Annotated in this window: 17 protein-coding genes; 14 read left to right on the plus strand and 3 right to left on the minus strand. The window is 38.5% G+C overall.

The window, feature by feature from the left end; all coding sequences use genetic code 11:
• The 8 genes from MVE01_RS09420 (at nucleotide 1) to MVE01_RS09455 (ending at nucleotide 9732) form a co-directional block, all read left to right on the plus strand.
• Nucleotides 1-1641 (plus strand): PqiB family protein, encoded by a 1641-nt coding sequence (locus MVE01_RS09420; protein WP_472561932.1) that lies wholly within the window; start codon nucleotides 1-3, stop codon nucleotides 1639-1641.
• Nucleotides 1641-2201: a PqiC family protein gene (locus MVE01_RS09425; protein ID WP_472561933.1), complete on the plus strand. Its 561-nt coding sequence runs from the start codon at nucleotides 1641-1643 to the stop codon at nucleotides 2199-2201. The genes MVE01_RS09420 and MVE01_RS09425 overlap by 1 nt, the downstream gene beginning before the upstream one ends.
• A gap of 89 nt (nucleotides 2202-2290) precedes the next feature.
• Nucleotides 2291-2890 carry a TetR/AcrR family transcriptional regulator gene (locus tag MVE01_RS09430; RefSeq protein WP_472561934.1) on the plus strand — a complete coding sequence of 200 codons (600 nt, stop codon included), beginning with the start codon at nucleotides 2291-2293 and terminating at the stop codon, nucleotides 2888-2890.
• The gene (locus MVE01_RS09435) at nucleotides 2890-4140 is read left to right on the plus strand and encodes a TolC family protein (RefSeq protein WP_472561935.1); all 1251 of its coding nucleotides are present in this window, start codon (nucleotides 2890-2892) and stop codon (nucleotides 4138-4140) included. The genes MVE01_RS09430 and MVE01_RS09435 overlap by 1 nt, the downstream gene beginning before the upstream one ends.
• Complete coding sequence (locus MVE01_RS09440) at nucleotides 4137-4847, plus strand: efflux RND transporter periplasmic adaptor subunit (protein WP_472561936.1); 711 nt, start codon at nucleotides 4137-4139, stop codon at nucleotides 4845-4847. Before MVE01_RS09435 ends, MVE01_RS09440 begins: the two co-directional genes overlap by 4 nt.
• Before the next feature lie 9 nt (nucleotides 4848-4856).
• Nucleotides 4857-7898 carry an efflux RND transporter permease subunit gene (locus MVE01_RS09445; RefSeq protein ID WP_472561937.1) on the plus strand — a complete coding sequence of 1014 codons (3042 nt, stop codon included), beginning with the start codon at nucleotides 4857-4859 and terminating at the stop codon, nucleotides 7896-7898.
• Between the two features lie 71 nt (nucleotides 7899-7969).
• Nucleotides 7970-8869 carry a patatin-like phospholipase family protein gene (locus MVE01_RS09450; RefSeq protein ID WP_472561938.1) on the plus strand — a complete coding sequence of 300 codons (900 nt, stop codon included), beginning with the start codon at nucleotides 7970-7972 and terminating at the stop codon, nucleotides 8867-8869.
• Between the two features lie 77 nt (nucleotides 8870-8946).
• Entirely contained in the window at nucleotides 8947-9732 is a 786-nt protein-coding gene (locus tag MVE01_RS09455; protein WP_472561939.1) for a ferritin-like domain-containing protein, read from the plus strand.
• Between the two features lie 49 nt (nucleotides 9733-9781).
• Here the strand turns inward: MVE01_RS09455 and MVE01_RS09460 are convergent, their stop codons facing one another.
• Complete coding sequence (locus MVE01_RS09460; protein WP_472561940.1) at nucleotides 9782-9946, minus strand: winged helix-turn-helix domain-containing protein; 165 nt, start codon at nucleotides 9944-9946, stop codon at nucleotides 9782-9784.
• A gap of 184 nt (nucleotides 9947-10130) precedes the next feature.
• On the opposite strand from MVE01_RS09460, the gene MVE01_RS09465 reads away from it, so the two are divergent.
• Together MVE01_RS09465 and MVE01_RS09470 are read left to right on the plus strand one after the other, a co-directional pair.
• Nucleotides 10131-11189, plus strand: coding sequence for a hypothetical protein (locus MVE01_RS09465; protein WP_472561941.1), 1059 nt, complete (start codon nucleotides 10131-10133; stop codon nucleotides 11187-11189).
• Nucleotides 11189-12061 carry a radical SAM/SPASM domain-containing protein gene (locus MVE01_RS09470; RefSeq protein WP_472561942.1) on the plus strand — a complete coding sequence of 291 codons (873 nt, stop codon included), beginning with the start codon at nucleotides 11189-11191 and terminating at the stop codon, nucleotides 12059-12061. The genes MVE01_RS09465 and MVE01_RS09470 overlap by 1 nt, the downstream gene beginning before the upstream one ends.
• Nucleotides 12062-12063: 2 nt before the next feature.
• Here the strand turns inward: MVE01_RS09470 and MVE01_RS09475 are convergent, their stop codons facing one another.
• On the minus strand, nucleotides 12064-12612 hold the full coding sequence (locus MVE01_RS09475; protein ID WP_472561943.1) for a lipid-binding SYLF domain-containing protein: 549 nt from the start codon (nucleotides 12610-12612) through the stop codon (nucleotides 12064-12066).
• A gap of 71 nt (nucleotides 12613-12683) precedes the next feature.
• On the opposite strand from MVE01_RS09475, the gene MVE01_RS09480 reads away from it, so the two are divergent.
• From MVE01_RS09480 to MVE01_RS09495, 4 genes are all read left to right on the plus strand, one after another.
• Nucleotides 12684-12968, plus strand: a complete 285-nt coding sequence (locus MVE01_RS09480; protein ID WP_472561944.1) for a DUF5320 domain-containing protein — start codon at nucleotides 12684-12686, stop codon at nucleotides 12966-12968.
• 40 nt (nucleotides 12969-13008) lie between these two features.
• A complete protein-coding gene (locus MVE01_RS09485; protein WP_472561945.1) occupies nucleotides 13009-13917 on the plus strand; it encodes a histone deacetylase family protein in 909 nt (302 codons plus the stop codon).
• Nucleotides 13918-14024: 107 nt separating this feature from the next.
• Nucleotides 14025-15740 (plus strand): efflux RND transporter permease subunit, encoded by a 1716-nt coding sequence (locus tag MVE01_RS09490; RefSeq protein ID WP_472561946.1) that lies wholly within the window; start codon nucleotides 14025-14027, stop codon nucleotides 15738-15740.
• Complete coding sequence (locus MVE01_RS09495; protein ID WP_472561947.1) at nucleotides 15740-17632, plus strand: efflux RND transporter permease subunit; 1893 nt, start codon at nucleotides 15740-15742, stop codon at nucleotides 17630-17632. The genes MVE01_RS09490 and MVE01_RS09495 overlap by 1 nt, the downstream gene beginning before the upstream one ends.
• 71 nt (nucleotides 17633-17703) lie before the next feature.
• On the opposite strand, the gene MVE01_RS09500 is transcribed toward MVE01_RS09495, so the two are convergent.
• Complete coding sequence (locus tag MVE01_RS09500) at nucleotides 17704-18525, minus strand: efflux RND transporter periplasmic adaptor subunit (RefSeq protein WP_472561948.1); 822 nt, start codon at nucleotides 18523-18525, stop codon at nucleotides 17704-17706.
• Nucleotides 18526-18565: the final 40 nt, after the last annotated feature.

Genomic DNA, 18565 nt, shown 5'->3' on the forward strand with positions numbered 1-18565 from the left:
ATGTCTCAAGAAATACCGGAAATAGAAGAATCAACCAAATTTAATTTTATTACTTCTATATGGATCGTTCCGTTCATTGCACTGCTTATCGCAGGATGGCTGGCATATCAATATTACTCTGAGTTAGGACCCCAGATCAGGATCACTTTTCCCAAGAATGAAGGACTGCAGGCAGGTCAAAGTCATATTAAATACAGAGATGTACCCATTGGTGTGATCAATAAAATCGAGTTGCAGGAAGATGGTGAAGGGGTTGTTGTTGTTGCACGGATGGACAGGAGCGTCACCCCCTATCTGAATGAAAACAGTAAATTCTGGATAGTCAAACCAGAAGTCGGTGTTTCAGGGATCAGTGGACTGGATACCCTTATCTCAGGTACTTACATCAACATGTTTGCACAAAAGAACGGTAACTATAAAGAGAATTTTGCAGGACTGGATCATGCCTACCGTAATATCGGTGGAGGTGAGTATTTTGTACTCAATACCCCAAGAGGTGACAGTTCAGTGAAAGTGGGTACCCCTATCTACTTGAAAAATGTAAAGGTCGGACAGGTTGAATATGTCGTATTGGCACTGGATGATGCCTCTGTGGATGTTATTGTGTTTATTGATAAACGCTATGTACCCTACATTCATACTGATTCAAAGTTCTGGGTGAGGAGTACCTTGGATGCAGGATTGCAAAACGGTAATCTTGATATTACCGTAGCACCGGTAACAGACTTGATCCAGGGTGCCATTGAATTTTCAACGACAGGAAAAGAGAGTAACCGCACTGTTCCCAACAGTTTTGTTTTTGAACTCTATAAAAATAAAAATATCATCGAAGGGAAAAAAGTAGGGTATGGGGGAAAATATATCAAAACATTCATATTGCATACAGAGGGTTCCCTTGCCAAACTCAAAGAGAATGCAGCAGTACGGTATGAGGGATTTGAGGTAGGAAAAGTGAAAAAGATCTCACTCTCTTATGAAAGATCTACCCATAAAATGAGAGGTAAAGTAGTAGTTGATATAGATACCTCTGTGTTTAAAGACAAAAATGACACACAGCACACAGGAGAGGAGAATCTCTATCAGGCAGTCAAAGAGGGACTGCGTGCACAGATAGTACCGACAGATATTATTACCGGTATGCTCTATGTGGATCTTGTGTTTGACCGTAATGATACTAGCAGAGTGATCACCAAAGAGGGCAGGTATGCATCTTTGCCAACGGTGGGGTACAGTTCCGGAAACATCATGGCAAGTGCAACGAAAATACTGGACAAGATCAACAGGCTTCCTCTTGAAAAGCTTTTGGCATCACTGAACAAAGTAGTCGATGAGAGTGCCAAACCTGTAGCAAATGCCAATGCTGTACTGCTTGATCTGAAGAGAAGTGTGGAGAATATCAATAAAATGACAAACAAGAGATCGTTTGCAGCTATGCCTGATGAGGTGAACAGAATGTTAAAAGAGTTGACCAGAACACTTCAGACAACCAAAAAAGTAGTCAAAGGGTATGACAGTAATTCACTGATCACCAAGCAGCTTTCACAGACACTCAAGATCGTTACTGAGACATCCAAAGAGATGCAGCAGTTTCTGGAAATGTTAAACCGTAAACCAAACTCACTCATATTTGGAGATCACTAATGTTAAAAAAATCATGGCTTTTACCTCTATTGCTCATTTTAGGTGGTTGTGTGTCAAGTAACAACTATTATGTACTGTCTACAGCTTCACAACCTCTGCATCATTATGCACAAAAACATAGAGTGATCGGTGTAGAGAAGGTTATTGTCCCCAAGTATCTTTTCAAACGTGAAATTGCCGTTGCCAAGACTTCAAGTCAGATCACTTTTTTAGACGGTGCAGTATGGGCAGAAGACTTGGATGCCGGGTTGACACAAAGACTTATAGGGTTTTTGCAAAAAAAGTTCAATCAGCCTAATGTCTATGCCTATCCATGGGGTGTAGAAAGACAGCCTACAGTAAAAGTAAAAGTACAGATCACTCGTTTCATCGCTCAGGGGGAGAGGGTCTATCTTGATGCCAACTGGGAAGTGGAGAATATACGTACCCATAAACGTAAAGCAAGACTCTTTAGTACAACAGTACCAACAAAACGAGATGCCTCAAACATTGTATCTGCGATGGATAGTGCATTTGGCAGATTGGAAAAGGATATTGCAGAAGGGATCAAGGATTTTTGATCCCTTCTTGACGGGTAAGTTTTTTTTTGCTATACTTTAATTGACTGACGGTCGGTCATTTAATAGAACCTCTAGTTGAAAGGGAGAATATGGCGATTATTGTAGATAAGACGCAAAAGAAAAGAGATATCGCGCTAGCCTGTAAAGATCTTATTATCAAAGGTGGAATGCAGGAACCGACTATCTCCAAAATAGCCCAAACAGCAGGGATAGGTAAAGGTACTTTTTATGAGTATTTTAAAAGTAAAGATGAGCTTCTTTTTGAGTTGGTGAGTATTTTAATGCGTGAGCATAATATCAAGATAGAAAAGCAACTTGAAAATGCAGAAAATACCAAAGAGAAGATCAAAATATTTTCCGGATTTTTTTATGACAAAGAGAGTGCTGATCTTAGAGTATTATATAAGATGTTTACAGGTATATCTCTCTTACATTCACACAAAGAGATGATGGCATTTCAAACAGAATGTTTTGATGCTTATTATCTCTGGTTTGAAAAACTGATAGAAGAGGGTGTTAAAAATAATGAAATTGCTCCGGAGGCAACAAAAATGGCCAAAGGGATCTTCGCTACGGCGAAGGGGATGTTTATTGCATCTGAGACAACACACAGTATAGTAGATCTAAAAGAGGAGTTAAATAAGTATATCAACACGCTTTTTGAACTTCTCTCTGTAAAAGGACAATAATGAGAAGAATAGTATTTGTTTTTTTTGTGCCGTTTTTTCTTTTTGCACAAAGTTACAGTTTAAAAACATTGATTATCCATGCCCAAAAAAACAATGGGTTAATGAAAGAGAAAGTACTTAATATACAATCAAAACAAAAAGAGATAGAAGCAGTAAAGAGCGCTTATTGGCCGACGGTTGATGTTGGCGCTGATTATAGTTTTCAGTCCCCTAAGTATGTGGTAAGTCCAGGCAGGACAGGCAATGTATTTATTTCTGCAAAGTTGAATCTTTATGATGGTGGCAGGAAAGAAGCTGTTTTACGTGGCAAAGGGTTTGAGCATGAAGCTTCACTGTTTGAAAAAACTGCTTTTGAAAAGAGTATGACACTGCGGATCGTACGTTACTATTATGCTGCTAAGCAATACGCTGCTACACTGAAGGCTTTAAAGGTACGTTCCAAAGAACTTAAAGCACAAATAGTACGTATTAGGAAATTTAAACTGACAGGATTGGCAACACAGGAAGAAGTCGACAAGCTTCAGTCAGCCTATGACAATAACCAATATATGATTGAAAATACAACATTGGCTGTTGAAACCAGTGAAGAGAATCTTAAGCTGATCAGTGGACTCTCAGCCAAATATTTGAGACGTAATTATTTTATGGAGCCCGGAAACGTACATTTTGAATGGTTTGAAAATATCAAGATACTTCAGGCAAATGCCCATACCATAGATGAAAATGCAAAAGCGATAGATGCGGGCTATTTACCACAGGTTAATTTGTCCGATACATATCACAGATCACATTTTAATGATCTGGTCTCTATACCGGGTGTCGGAGCTGATAGCTTTTTGATGAATCATCAGAACAAAGTAGAAATTTCTATTAATATGCGTATTTTTGATCATGGAAAAATGGCTAAAGAGAGTGAAGCAGTGAAATACAGGAGATTGGCGCTGCTTTCACGGATAGCTCAGGCAAAGAAAGAACAGAAGATGAACTTTAAATTGGCAAAAAAAGGTTTGAGTACAACAAAAGAGAAGATTAAAAGTGCCAAATCTGCACTCAAAGCAGCCACAAGCACTTATAAAGTTTTGAAGCAGAAATTTGAAGCAGGATTGGTCGATGATATTGCCTATCTTGATGCTTTGACACAGATGACACTTGCCAAAGCAAGCTATAAAGAGACAGTATATGACTATGAAGTGAAGAAGTCGATCTATTACTATTATGCAGGGAAAGATCCCAAGGAGTTTATCAAATGAGAAGAATATTATGGGGTATAATGCTATTGGTATTGAGCCTTCAGGCAGAAGAAATTTATGCAACATTTAATGTTGAGGCTGCACAGCATGCTGACTTGGCTTTTGTTTCCAGTGGAACAGTAGAAAAGGTAAATGTGGATGTGGCATCTATAGTTAAAAAAGGAGAGATCCTTGCAGAGTTGAATAATGATGACCTCAAGGCCGCGCTGGATATTGCAACTATTGCTCTTAAGTATGCACGTAAAGAGTATGAAAGACAGGTAAAAGTTAAAAAACTTGTTGATGCTTCGAAATTCGATAGTTATATATTCAGATATGAAAATGCCAAAGCACAGTTTGCATACCAGCAGGCACTCCTTGACAAAACACAGCTTAAAGCACCATTTGACGGGGTTATCTACGAAAAAAATCTTGAGGCAGGAGATGCTGTCTCCGGTGCTATGATCCGTACAGTCATGAGAGTACAAAGTATAAAGAAGAGAAAACTGGTATTGGAGATTGATCAAAAGTATTGGAAAGTGCTTAAAGTTGGTCAGACATTCAACTATAGTATAGATGGTGACAATACAAAATACAGTGGTACTCTTTCAAAAATCTATCCTTTTGCAAACAGTGGAAACAGAAAGATAAAAGCGGAAGTGAAAGCCAAGGGCTTTACTCCCGGATTGTTTGGGAATGGTACTATTCTTCTCCCTGATACAAAGTAGGACAGGAAGATGTATAAATTAGCTATAAACAGACCTATTGCGACACTGATGTATATCTTTACTTTGGTGATTTTCGGATGGTTGAGCTTCAAAAGTATGCCAGCAGCGCTTTATCCAAATGTTGATTTTCCGATAGTCACCATCAAGACTATTTATCCCGGAGCAGAAGCAAGTACAGTAGAGTCTCAGGTTACAGACAAGATAGAAGAGGCAATCTCACGTATCGGTGGAGTGGATGCCATTACATCTACCAGTTCAGAAGGTGCTTCGGTGGTGATGGTTAAGTTCTTTTTGGAACGTGATATCAATGAAGCAACCAACGATGTACGTGACAAAGTCTCTGCTGTTGTCCTCCCCAAAGATGCAAAAACCCCGTTGGTAAGTAAACTTGATATTGGCGGTGCACCGGTAGTCAATGTTTTTTTAACCGCAAAAAAAGATAAACTGAAGAACCTGATGCTCTTTGCTGATGAAAAAGTCAAACCCTCGTTGCAGAAGATCAATGGTGTAGGTGCTATTAATATCATCGGGTATCGTGACAGAGAGATCAAAATATTACCTGATATCAGGATGTTGAACAAGTATGGTATCACTGTTAGGGAATTGAATACTATTGTCAAGCATGAAAATGTAAAGATCGGTGGAGGGAAGCTTATTACAGGTACTAAAGAGTTCATTCTTAAAACCAAGGCAGATGCACAGAGTGTGGAAGAGCTTAGGAATATTATTATTAAAGATGATATACGGCTTAAAGATGTTGCAAAAGTAGAAGATACACTCAGTGATCCTGACAGTTATGCGTCCTGTAATGGGATTCCAGGTGTAATGCTTGAGGTACAGAAGATTTCCGGAACCAATACGCTTGATATCGTCAAACGTGTCAAAGAGGCAGTTCCAGGACTTCAGAAAATGGCAGGAGATAAGTATGGTGTGGAAATCCTTCAGGATACGACACCCTTCATTATACACTCACTCAAAGATGTGGAGTTTGACTTGATCTACGGGGCATTTTTGGCAGTGATTATTATTTTTCTATTCTTACGCAACGTTACTATCACTGTTGTTTCTGCGCTCTCCATTCCTATCTCGATTATGGGGACGATCGCATTGATGAACTTTATGGGATTTAATCTTAACAAAATGACACTGATAGGATTAACACTCGCTATCGGGATCATTATCGATGATGCCATTGTTGTCCTGGAAAATATTTATAAGAAAATGGAAGCGGGTATGGGTAAGTTTAAAGCAGCAGTTGAAGGGGTAAAAGAGATGGCTTTTGCTATCTTAGCTATCTCTGCAATGCTTCTTGCCGTGTTCATCCCTGTATCGAATATGAGTGGTATTGTCGGAAAATTCTTTGAATCCTTTGCAATGACTGTCGGATTTGCTGTAGTGATCTCCTATACGGTTGCAATGACATTTATGCCTAGTTTGAGCGCCAGAGTATTGCACAAGACAGAGAGTTGGTTTTATAATGTTACGGAGCCATTCTTTAAAGTGCTTGAGAAGATATATGATGTGACTTTGAAGTTTGTACTCCGATTTAAAGCGATCACGCTTATTCTTATATTGGCAGTTTTTGTCGGTTCATTAAGTCTTTTTCCAAAGATCGGTATGGATTTTATTCCCAAAGAAGATAAGGCAGAGTTTGAGATCAAACTGCGTGCACACCCTGGTATTTCTCTTGCAGAGATGATTCAGGAATCCAAAGCTATTGAAAATATGGTCAGAAAAGACAAAAATGTTCTTTTTACTACACTAAGTGTTGGGTATAACTCAGTCAAAGAAAAAAACAAGGCACTTATGTATGTCAAACTGACACCTAAAAATAAAAGAAGTATTGGTCAGGAACAGATTATTCAGAACTTTAGAGACAAGCTTAAACCTTATCAAAAAAAGATGTTCATTACGGCTGCAGCTATTCCAAATATTAAGGGAGCAGGAGTATCTGTTCCATACCAGATTGTATTGAAATCTGATTCATTTAAAGATCTTGAAGTGACAAAAAAGAAATTAGTGGCTTATCTCGCCAAGAAAAAAGGCTTTGTAGATATTGATACCAATATGGATGAGGGTAAACCTCAAATAGATATCAATATTTTAAGAGAGAATGCCAATCGTCTTGGTATCTCCGCGTCTCAAATTGCACAGGCGATTGCTATTGCTTTTTCAAGTGATCTGGAAATATCCTATTTTGAAGAAAAAGGAAAACAGTATAACATTACACTGCGTTTTGATGATGCCCATAGAGTAAGTCTTGAAGATCTTAAAATGATACAGCTTAGGGCAGCAAATAACAAACTGGTCTATCTGGATGGTCTGGTCAATTTTGTCAAGACCAAATCAATCGCAGCTATCTACCACTATGACAGGCAGCGTCAGGTGACAATTTATTCCGATCTGTTCGGTCTCGATCTTGGTGGAGCAGTTAACTACACCAAAGCAGGTATCGATAAACTGTTACCACCGAGTGTAAGTTATAAATTTACTGGATTTGCCGAAGAGATGGTCAAGACAAATAGAGCTTTCGGTGCAGCACTGGGACTCTCCGTGATCCTGATGTTCATCATTCTTGCTATTCTCTATGAATCTCTTATTCAGCCGATTATTATTATGATGGCATTGCCTCTGAGTATCATTGGTGTAATGCTCGCCCTCTTTTTGACGGGTCAGCATTTTTCTCTATTTGTTATGATTGGCTTTATGTTGCTTATGGGGATGGTCGGCAAGAATGCTGTCCTCTTGGTGGACTTTGCCAATGAAGCTGTGGCAAGAGGAAAAGATGCCAATGCTGCATTACTGGAAGCGGGAGAAAAGAGACTCAGACCTATTTTGATGACGACAATTGCAATGATATTTGCTATGCTTCCGTTGGCGCTGAGCCACTCTCTTGGAAGTGAAACCAAAGCACCGATGGCAATCGCAATTATCGGGGGGCTACTCAGTTCTATGGTCTTGACACTGCTGGTTGTACCAGCTATATATAAAATAATCAACCCTCTGGATAGATGGCTGAGAAAGTGGTATGAAGGAAAGATCAAAGAGTAATATATATAATATATTTTAAGAAAGATTGGGAAGTTGTTCTAATGTATAATATAAAATAAAGGAGAGTGAAAATGAAGCAAAAGAAAAAAATGCTCTCTCTGGTACTGGGAAGTGGAGGTGCAAGAGGTTATGCACACATCGGTGTCATTGAAGCACTTCTGGCACAGGACTATGAGATAAAATCTATCTCAGGTTCATCCATGGGGGCACTCATTGGTGGACTCTATGCATGCGGAAAGCTGGATGCCTATAAAGAATGGGTTTTGGAACTTGACTTTCTGGATGTGGCGAAACTGGTTGACTTTTCCTTTACGGGAAAGGGGATCATTCAGGGAGATAAGATCTTTCATGTTATAGAGGAGATGATCGGTGATGTATTGATAGAAGAGCTTCCTATAGCGTTTACTGCTGTAGCGACTAATCTCTTGAAGCAAAAAGAGGTTTGGTTGCAAAAAGGCAAAGTTATCGAAGCTATCCGTGCTTCTATAGCCATTCCGACGATCTTTACACCTAAAAAAATCGGCAATCGCTATCTTGTAGATGGGGGTGTGCTTAATCCACTTCCTATTGCACCGACTATTGCAGATGATACAGATATGACGATTGCCGTAAGTCTGAGTGCTACCACTTCCAAAATATACAATATTCCAGTACCTGAAAAAGAGCTTGAAAAAGCAAGTGGTATGGAGAATCTTATCCTTGAGATGAAGAAGAAAGCAGAGGCACTCATTGTCAGAGATCGGAAAAAAGAGTTTAATGAGATGGATATGTTCGACATTATCGGACGCACGATCGATGTAATGCAGAACAGTGTCCAGGAGTGTAAAATGGCAGGCTATACACCCGATATGATCATCGGTATTTCCAAAGATGCATGCGGCTTTTATGAGTTCAATAGAGCCTACGAGATAATTGAGTTGGGTAGAATGATTGCGAAAGAACATCTTGAGAAAAGCAAGACGGATATTTAGTAACTGATGTTACTTAGGTAACAGATTTAAAAATTTGTTTGTGTTATGATTAAAAAAATAAGATTAAAGAGGATATCATGAAATGGAATTATGAGAATGATATAGCGTATGAAAATATTGATATTGATAAGATAAAAGAAAATCGTTTTCTTTTTGAAACGCTTGCTATTGCGTCATTTATTGAAATTACTTCGGATGTTTATGATGCAAATCTCAGTGAATATTACAAGGGTGATGATACGACTGTAGAATGGCTTAATCAAACATGGGCTCCAGAAGAGATTCAGCATGGTAAGTCGCTGAAGCAATATATTAACACTGTATGGCCTGAGTTTGAGTGGGAAAAGCATTATAATGTATTTACTAAAAACTATCTTCCTTTATGTAAAGTGGATGCCTTGGAGTCCACGCGTGCTCGAGAAATGGTGGCACGTATGGTGGTAGAGACGGGAACATCAACTCTTTATAAAGCATTGGTAAACTATGCTAAAGAGATAAATGAGCCGGTACTTGAATCTTTGACTTTGAAAATTTCAAAAGATGAAGTTTATCACTTTGAAATGTTTGAAAAAGTATTTAAAAAATATAAAGATAAAGAGAAATTAACTAGAAAAGAAATTACGAAAATTTTGTATATAAGACTTAAAGAGATCAACAATGAAGATATGAAAATAGCATTTGAAGCACTTCAAAGTGATGAAAGCTATGATGCGTATCTGCAGCAGTTAAGCCAAGTTGCAAAAAAACATTATCCTTATAAAATGGCTACAAAAATGTTTATCAGACCGCTGGATCTACATGATAGTTTTGAACGCATTGTCGCGATGACAGTATCTCCTGCATTCAAAATTTTGGGAATTTAAATGCTGATTGCTTTAATTTCTTGATAGTTATATCAAAACAATTTTTATCTTATTTTAGTTGATAGGGAGAGATCTTGTAGCCTCGTGTAGAAAAAGTTTCTATGAATTTATATTTAAGTTTTTGTCTTAATCGTTTCACTAAACTTCTGATAGCATTGTCATTTATCTCTTGATCTTCCCAAACAACATTGATGAAAACTATACTATTTGACACGAATTTCAAAAAAATGGAGGGGGAGGACTTGTGTTAGAAACAGAAAGTAAAATTACAGGTTTTTTATAAGAATGATAACTGTAAAAAGTTGATGATACATTGAATGGAGTGCCAAGAGCAATATTATGCTACAATTATATTAACTAAACATTACCTCTTATGTAAGGGTTCCAAGGACAAAGAAATGTTTCTTAACATTAAAGTTGCAATTTTATTTCTTTTAATGCTAAACAGTATAGTTCTTTATGCAAGCGTTGAACAAAGGAGGTATGATGTCAGATCCGGTATGATTGAGTATATGATCAGTGGTGGCGGCGTATTGACCCCTGAGACGAATCTTACGGTAGAAGGTAAGGGAAAACTGCGTTTTAAAGAGTGGGGCAGAATTGAACTTTTTGAAGAAGCTGTTGAAGAAACGACTTCCGGTGCTATCAAAAATATTGAGACTACGCAAGTATGTAAGAAAATTAGTCACGATAAGAAATTGGATGTTGATTTTAAACATAAAAAGATCATGGAGCGTCAGATCCCTCAAATCAAATACAGTGCTGTTACAAACGGTTTGGTTCGCACACACCAAGAAAAGATCGCCGGCTATAATTGCGATATGTGGGAAGGAGAGGGGATACGAAAATGTATTTATAAGGGGATCCCGCTTCTTCTTGAATATGGTGTATTGGGTGTCACCTATCAGAAAAAAGCTGTCAGTGTAATATTTGATATCAATACTTCTTTAAACCAGTATACGATACCGAGTTATCCTGTTCAGAAGTTTGCATTGTTTAAAACCAATATCAAAACAAAAAGCAAAAAACTTCCAAAAGCATTTTCAAAACGTTTACTGGAGATATCGCAAGCATTTCACAAAACATTAAAAGAAAACAATATCACCCAATCAGAGCTTCCACTGCAAAAAAGAAAAATATGGCTGGAGAAGATAGGAGAAAATATTTTTGAAAAGCAGAAAGTACTTTTGCCTGAATTTTTATTAAGCATGAAAAAAGCACGGGTATGTCTGCAGCAGGCACCTGACTGGATAGCGGCAAACAGCTGTTTGGATGAATTGGTGGACTTAAAGAATGAAATGATGAAAAATAAAAAGAGCAGTATTGAAGTATGGAAAGGCAAAGAAAAAGAGAAAATATTAGATGCATTTGATACGAATATTTTACTGCTGGAATCAAAAATGAAATGCATCAGAAGTGCTAAGAATATTACCGATCTTTCACGTTGTATAAAATAGTGAAATTTTATCGTATCTATATTGAACTTACCAATGTCTGTGGGCTTAGCTGTAGTTTTTGCCCTACCAAAGAGTTGCCTGCCAAGCAGATGGATCTGTCATTTTTTGAGTCTGTGATAATACAGGCTAAAGAGTATACCAAAGAAATAGCCTGCCATGTCGTGGGTGATCCTCTCACTCAGTCAAATTTAGATGAATATCTTGATATCATCCATAAATATGGGCTTAAAGCAGTGCTTACTACCAGTGGTTACTTTTTAAAAAAACACAGATACGATACACTTTTTCATCCCTGTGTCAAACAGATCAATATTTCACTCAATAGCTTTAACAAAAATGATACGGCACTCACATTTGAGCAATATATAACACCGGTACTCAATCTTTGTCGGGAAAAATTGAGGCAAGAAGAGGAACTTTTCATTAATCTGCGTGTATGGAACTTGGATGAAATGATGAGCGAGAAGTCTTTCAATGAGATACTCTTTTCTAAGCTTAATGAGGTATTTGATACAAAACTGGAATTGAAAACTGTTTATGAAAAATGTCCAAAGTCTATACGTTTAGCTTCTAAGATACGTGTACATTTTGATAACTACTTCGAATGGCCTTCTTTAAAGAATAAAAATTACGGCGATGGTACATGTCAGGGACTGCAGTCCCATATTGCTATTTTGGCAAGTGGAAAAGTAGTACCGTGTTGTTTGGATTGTGACGGTATCATTGAACTGGGTGATATGCATGCCCAGAATTTGAAGGATATTTTGTCAAATCATCGTACCGTGACGATGATAGAAGGATTTAAAGCAGGTAAAGCAGTAGAAGCGTTATGTCAAAAATGTTCTTACAAAGAGAGGTTTAACCTCTCTTAAGATCATTTTGGAATGATCCTTGTGAATTTTGTACCTTCAAATGTTAAATTATACATAAGACCTTTTTCTCCGTAAACAAAAGCATAGATGGGTTTTTCATAACTGATAGAACTGATATCTTTTCCTATACCCCATTTTGCAACAGTAATAGAGCCATCTACACCTGCTTCCCATCCATTGCTTCTTATAAAGCTTTTTAAAGCTGTCTCTGAAACGAAAGCAATGATGATAGATCTTTTTTGTAATCCTGCCTGCAATCCTATGGAACCTGATGCTAAACTGTAATAATGAAGTGTTTCACCGTTAACACGCAGTGCACCTTCACCATATTCCCCACCGACAACGAACCCGCCTTTATAGACAGAAGGAAAGACAAGGTAGCCTTTGACATTTGAGAGGAATTTTTCACCTCCCTTTACCTCTTTGTCAAATTGTTTGATCGCTTCATTAACTTTAGCTTCAATCACAGAAGCAGGCTCGGCTGCTGCATAGCTTCCAAAAAGTAGCATCATTGCTATAATGACTCCTAAAGGGTTAAATATTTTTCTCATAGGCTATTCCTTAAACTAATTTAGTGCATTATATCAAAGAAACGTAAATCAATTGTGTATAAGGAAGAGCCATGCAGCGAATAACCATTAAGGCTTATGCAGTCAAACACAAACTCAGTATTTTTAATGTCATGAAGATGGTAAAATCTGGAAAGTTAAAAACAGACAGCATAGAAGAGAACGGTAAGGAAGTCACCTATATTGTTTTGGATGAGACAATAGAAAAAGAGGTTCAAAAGGGGATCGTACCGATAGAAGAGAAAGAGAGAGCTTCAGAAAAAGAGATGATCAAGGTCCTACAGAAAGAAGTGAGACTTTTACGTGAAGAATTGGATGCACTTAAAAAGAGGCTATAATAAAGGGAACCTCTAAAAATTCCTCTATGAAGGAGCACAGATGAAAGTAGCCTACATCACAGATGATATCTATTTGAAACACGATACAGGTGCGCATCCTGAGTCCAAAGAACGTTTGATCGCTATTAATAGAGCCATTGAGCCATTACGGCATCAACTCATAGAAAAAGAGCCGGTATGGGTCTCCAAAGAGATACTTCAAAGTGTACACAGTGCTGAGCATATTGAAAAGATCATAGAATCAAGTGAATTTGGTCTGCCTATCGATACCGATACACTTTGCAGCAAGGACTCCTATAAAGCAGCAACCAAGGCTGTGGGAGCAGGTATTGTTGCAATAGACGGCATAAAAGCAGGAGAATTTGAGAGGGCTTTTTGTGCGGTACGTCCTCCCGGACATCATGCCACACCGACACAGGCAATGGGTTTTTGTCTTTTTAATAACATTGCTATTACTGCCAAATATGCGCAGAGTAAAGGGTATGAAAAGGTGATGATCATCGACTTTGATGTGCATCATGGCAACGGCACACAAGAGACTTTTTATGCGGACAACACTGTTTTTTACTTCTCCTCTCATCAGGCTTTTGCCTACCCGGGTACAGGGATGGAGAAGGAGAAGGGAGTAGGTAAGGGAGCAGGATACACTGCCAATTTTTTAGTCATGCCGGACAGTGGAGACCATGAAGTGCTGGATATTTATGAAAATGATCTGCCTTCTTATGTAGATCATTTTAAGCCTGATATTATTCTGGTCTCTGCAGGATACGATCTGCATGAAAGTGATCCTTTGGCACAGTTGAATGTGACGACAGAAGGTGTCAGAAAGCTCGTACGGCTGATATTGGATCAGGCAGATGTGCCATATGTTTTCTTTTTGGAAGGGGGATATGATGTTGAAGCTTTGGGGCAGAATGTGAAAGTGACGCTGGAAGAAATGTTAAAGTAGAGTAAATTTATAGATTTTCTTGTATATTATGTACACAGATTGAATATTTCTATGAAGAATAATAAATAATATTTATATTTAACCATAAAAAATGATATAATTTTCTTATGGAATACTATAAGATCAAAAATATTGCAGGGTATCTCTCAAAGATATTTCTAAGTAATCCGTTAACACCTATTTTAGCCATTGCAATTTTGCTTTTGGGATTTATTTCCCTTCAGACGATGCCTCGCGAAGAGGATCCTCAGATAGAAGTGAGTGGTGGTGCTGTAATGGTTGCATTGCCCGGTGCCTCACCACAAGAGGTACTCAATGTTGTGGTGAAACCTTTAGAGCGCCGTATTCGTGAGATCAAAGGGGTAGAGCATGTCTACGGTATGGCAATGAACAATGTCGGTATGGTCAATGTACAGTATTTTATCGGTGAAGACAGGGAGTCATCCAATCTGAAACTTTACGATAAAGTCATGCAGAATATGGATCAACTTCCTAAAGGTACCATGCCTCCTCTGGTTAAACCCTTTGATATTGATATTGATATCCCGATATTGACAGCGGCATTTTATAATCTGCCCCATACCAAGCCTGATATTGTGAAACTCTATAAGATCATACGGGATCTTCAGCAGGAGATCAATGCACTGGATAATGTTTCCAAAACAACACTCAAAGGGGTCAAACGCCCACAATTCAATGTACTTATTGACCTGCATAAACTCTCTGCCTATCATATCTCTCTAGGACAGATAGCACAGGCGATTAAGTCTATTTCTACCAATGCCCCGATGATTGATACAGAAAACAACAAAGGTAAACTGGTGGTATTTGGTGTTGAGAATGCTATTGATACGATTGATGATCTTAAAGAACTTATTATTGCACAATATATGGGCTCTCCCATTTATTTGAAAAATATTGCAACAGTGGCATATAACTATGATATTCAAAATTACCAGGATGCACTGATCTCCTATCAGAAGGGTATGGACAATGAGCCTGAAGCGATCAAATATAATATGCATCGCCATAAAAAAGGCGAAGCAATGAAAGCGGAGCATGCAGAAAAAGCCGAATTTAGAGATATGGCAGGGCAGATCACATTGACTGTCTCCAAACTAAAAGGTACCAACGCTGTACATATTGCCCAAGAGGCGATCAAAAAGATACAGGAGACGAAAAAGAAACTTAACAATGCAGGTGTCGGGTTCATTATCACCCGTAACTATGGAGAGCGTGCAGATGAAGCGGTCAATGAACTCGTGCACCATCTTGAGATCACTATATTTATTATTATGTTGATCCTTATTCCCTTTCTTGGTTGGCGTGAATCGATGGTCGTTACTGTTGCTGTGCCGATGATCCTGGCAGCAACCCTGTTTATTGCTCAGCTGACCGATCAGACGATCAACCGTATTACCCTGTTTGCTTTTCTGCTCTCATTAGGGCTCATCGTAGATGATGCCATCATTGTGATTGAAAATATACACAGGCGTCTGCATCTGGATATAGACAAAAAAAGTGTTGATGAGATCATTGTGCAGGCAACCGATGAGATCGGTCCTTCAACCAATATTGCCACCATTGCCATTATTCTTACCATGGTACCTATGGGATTTGTCGGAGGAATGATGGGACAGTTTATGAAGCCTATTCCTCTGAATGTTCCGGTTGGACTTGCAGTATCGCTTTTTGTGGCATATGTCTTTGCACCTTATTTGGCAAGAAAGTTCATCAATTTTAAAAAGATAAAAGCAGATGTACTGGCACATCATGAAAAGTGTGAAAAATCTCATAAAGAATCCAACGAGGAAAAAGTATAATGAAATTTGAGAAATTTCTTTACAGTATTCTTGAAAGCAGACGTAAAAAATGGATTGTCATTGGATTGATACTTCTTGCCTTAATGGGCTCGGTAATGATGATTCCGACTAAACTTGTACTGGCAAAAATGCTTCCGGGTAAAAGTGCCAATACATTCTCTATCTATATTGATACGGCAACCAATGCTTCGGTAAAGGAGACAAAAGAAGTAGCCCAGTGTATCGTGCATACACTGGAAAAAGAGCAGGAAGTGACTGATATGGAAGTATTTTTGGGGCAGGGTGCACCGCTTGACTATGCGGGTCTTGTCAAAGGAAGTGCCTTTAAACGTACGCAGAATCAGGCTGAGATCGTGGTTAATCTTACTGATAAACACCATCGTGATGAACCCTCTTTTAAAATGGTGCATCGTATACGTCCGGTCATTCAAAAAGCATGCGGTCAGATACATGCTTCAACGAGTATCCGATTTATTGAAATGCCTTCTGGTCCTCCTACGTTGGCAACGGTGGTAGTAGAACTCTATTCTAAAAATAATAAAGTTTTAAGAGATATGGCACAGAGAGTTTCAGCTATACTTTCTCATACTGAAGGTCTTGTTGATGTAGATGTGATGCTTGATGATATCTATCCGACCTATATGCTTTCACCCAACAAGGAGAAGATCATTCGCAGCGGGTTGAGTGTGGATCAGGTGAATAAGATCATCTACCTGGCATTCAAAGGTATGCCTATTGCTGTGAAGAACAGCAAAGACCAACAGGATCAGATCCCGATCTTTTTGAGATTACAGGAAAAGTTCCGTGTCATTTCCGGTGAGAATATGGATGCGCTAAAGAAGAGACTCTCATCACTCAAGCTTATGAATAGAAAAGGGATGATGGTACCACTTATTGAAATTTTAGATATTCATAAGCGTGACTCCAGCCCCTCTATTTTAAGAAAAGATCTGAAGAATATGGCAGTGATCACTGCGGAGTGTGATATGGTATCTCAGGTCTATCCACTGCTTGATGCCCGTGACAAGATGCTTGAGGTACTCAAAAACTATTATGATGTAGAAAAAATACCCGGTATCACAACCTATATGTTTGATTTGAAAGCCAAAGATAAATTAACAGGAGCAGAAGTACTCATACGTTGGGATGGTGAAATGAAAGTTTCTCTCGATACGTTTCGTGATCTGGGTGGTGCTTTTATTGCTGCTCTGATCCTTATGTTTCTGCTGATGGTAGTCTACTATAAGTCATTTGCACTCAGCGGTATTGTACTTGCCGGAAGTTTTCTTTCTATTATAGGGGTGATCGTCGGGCATTGGGTGACTGATAAAATATCGCTTGCTTTTGCAGATATTAACTTTTTCCTTACAGCAACCTCGCTGATAGGATTTATCTCTCTCATGGGAATCAGTGCAAGAGGATCTCTTTTGCTGATAGACTTTTCAAAAGCATTGATGTTGGAGGGAATGGAGAAGAACCGTGCAATCGCGCTCTCTACGGCAACACGTGCCAAACCGATCTTAATGACTGCTGTGGCGATCATTCTCGGTTCTTTACTGCTTTCGACAGACCCTATTTTTGGAGGTCTTGGAATCGCACTTATATTTGGAAGTATTGCGGCAACGGTTGTGGCACTCTTTTTTATTCCTGTGCTAATGTCCAATACCAAAGCGATGGAACTGCATAGAGAAAAAGAGTCCGAATGTCAGGATGAAGAGGAGATACCGGGACGCTTATGTGTACTTACTGATAATATCAAAGGGATTCTTTTTCCAAGAAAAGAGTGTAGTGATGACGGAAACGAACCTTTGAGAGAGCGTGACATCTTTACAAAATGGCGTGACAGGATCAGAGTATTTATTGAGAAGATACAAAAAGTCTTTAAAAAATAGATGAAAAGTATATATTTGGTTCAAGTAAAAAAGATCTCTTAAACCAAAAACAGAAATAAAATCTGGGTAGATTATTTGTAAAGATTGTGTGTGGAAGGTATATACTCAATGGTGATTTTGGTATACATTCCAGGATAGATCTTCTTATGGTCACGCTTAAATGAAATACGAATGGTAAAAGTATGTGTCATAGGATTGGCGGAAGGTACAATAGATTTGATGCGTCCTCTTCCTTTATATCTGATAGAGGGTATTTGGAATTTTATAAAATCTCCCTCATTGATCTTTAATATATCACTCTCTGAAATTTGGGCTTCTATTTCCAAATGATCAAGATCAACCAGGATCATGACAGGAAAACCGGGCATAACCATGTCACCTACATGCAGATTTTTCTGTACAATGATCCCGTTGCTGGGTGCTTTCACTTCCAGATAATGTGATATGATACTGACCTCTTTGGCTTTTTGTGAAGCACTTTTGACGATCGCTTTCATTGCTTTGAGCATGGACTCGGTATGTTCTGCGGTAATGGAAAGATTTTCACTCATATCTTCAAAATTCATTGCGTTGTTTCTGTTGCGTGAAAGCACTGCTTTGTTACGACGTATCTCGTCAAGTTTACTACGGTAGACATCGGTCAGGATCTCTGCCTGTTCCAGACCCAGATTGACCTGTTCTTTGAGAATGTCAAATTCAGCTGACTCCATTTTAAAGAGATCATCTTCTCTTTTGACTTTGTCTCCTATATTTACATAGACTTCTTTGACATACCCCATGTAGCGGGCACCGATATATTTTTTATTATCGGATACAACCGTACCTGTGACAGTAAAGCTGTTTGCAACGAGAAAGAGTGTGAGAAGCTGGGAAAGAAGAATAATTTTAAGCATTGATTACCTCCATAATATTATCCTGCCATGTAAGGCAGGA

Origin of the sequence: Sulfurovum sp. (genome assembly GCA_026990595.1) — a bacterium.
Lineage (GTDB): Bacteria > Campylobacterota > Campylobacteria > Campylobacterales > Sulfurovaceae > Sulfurovum.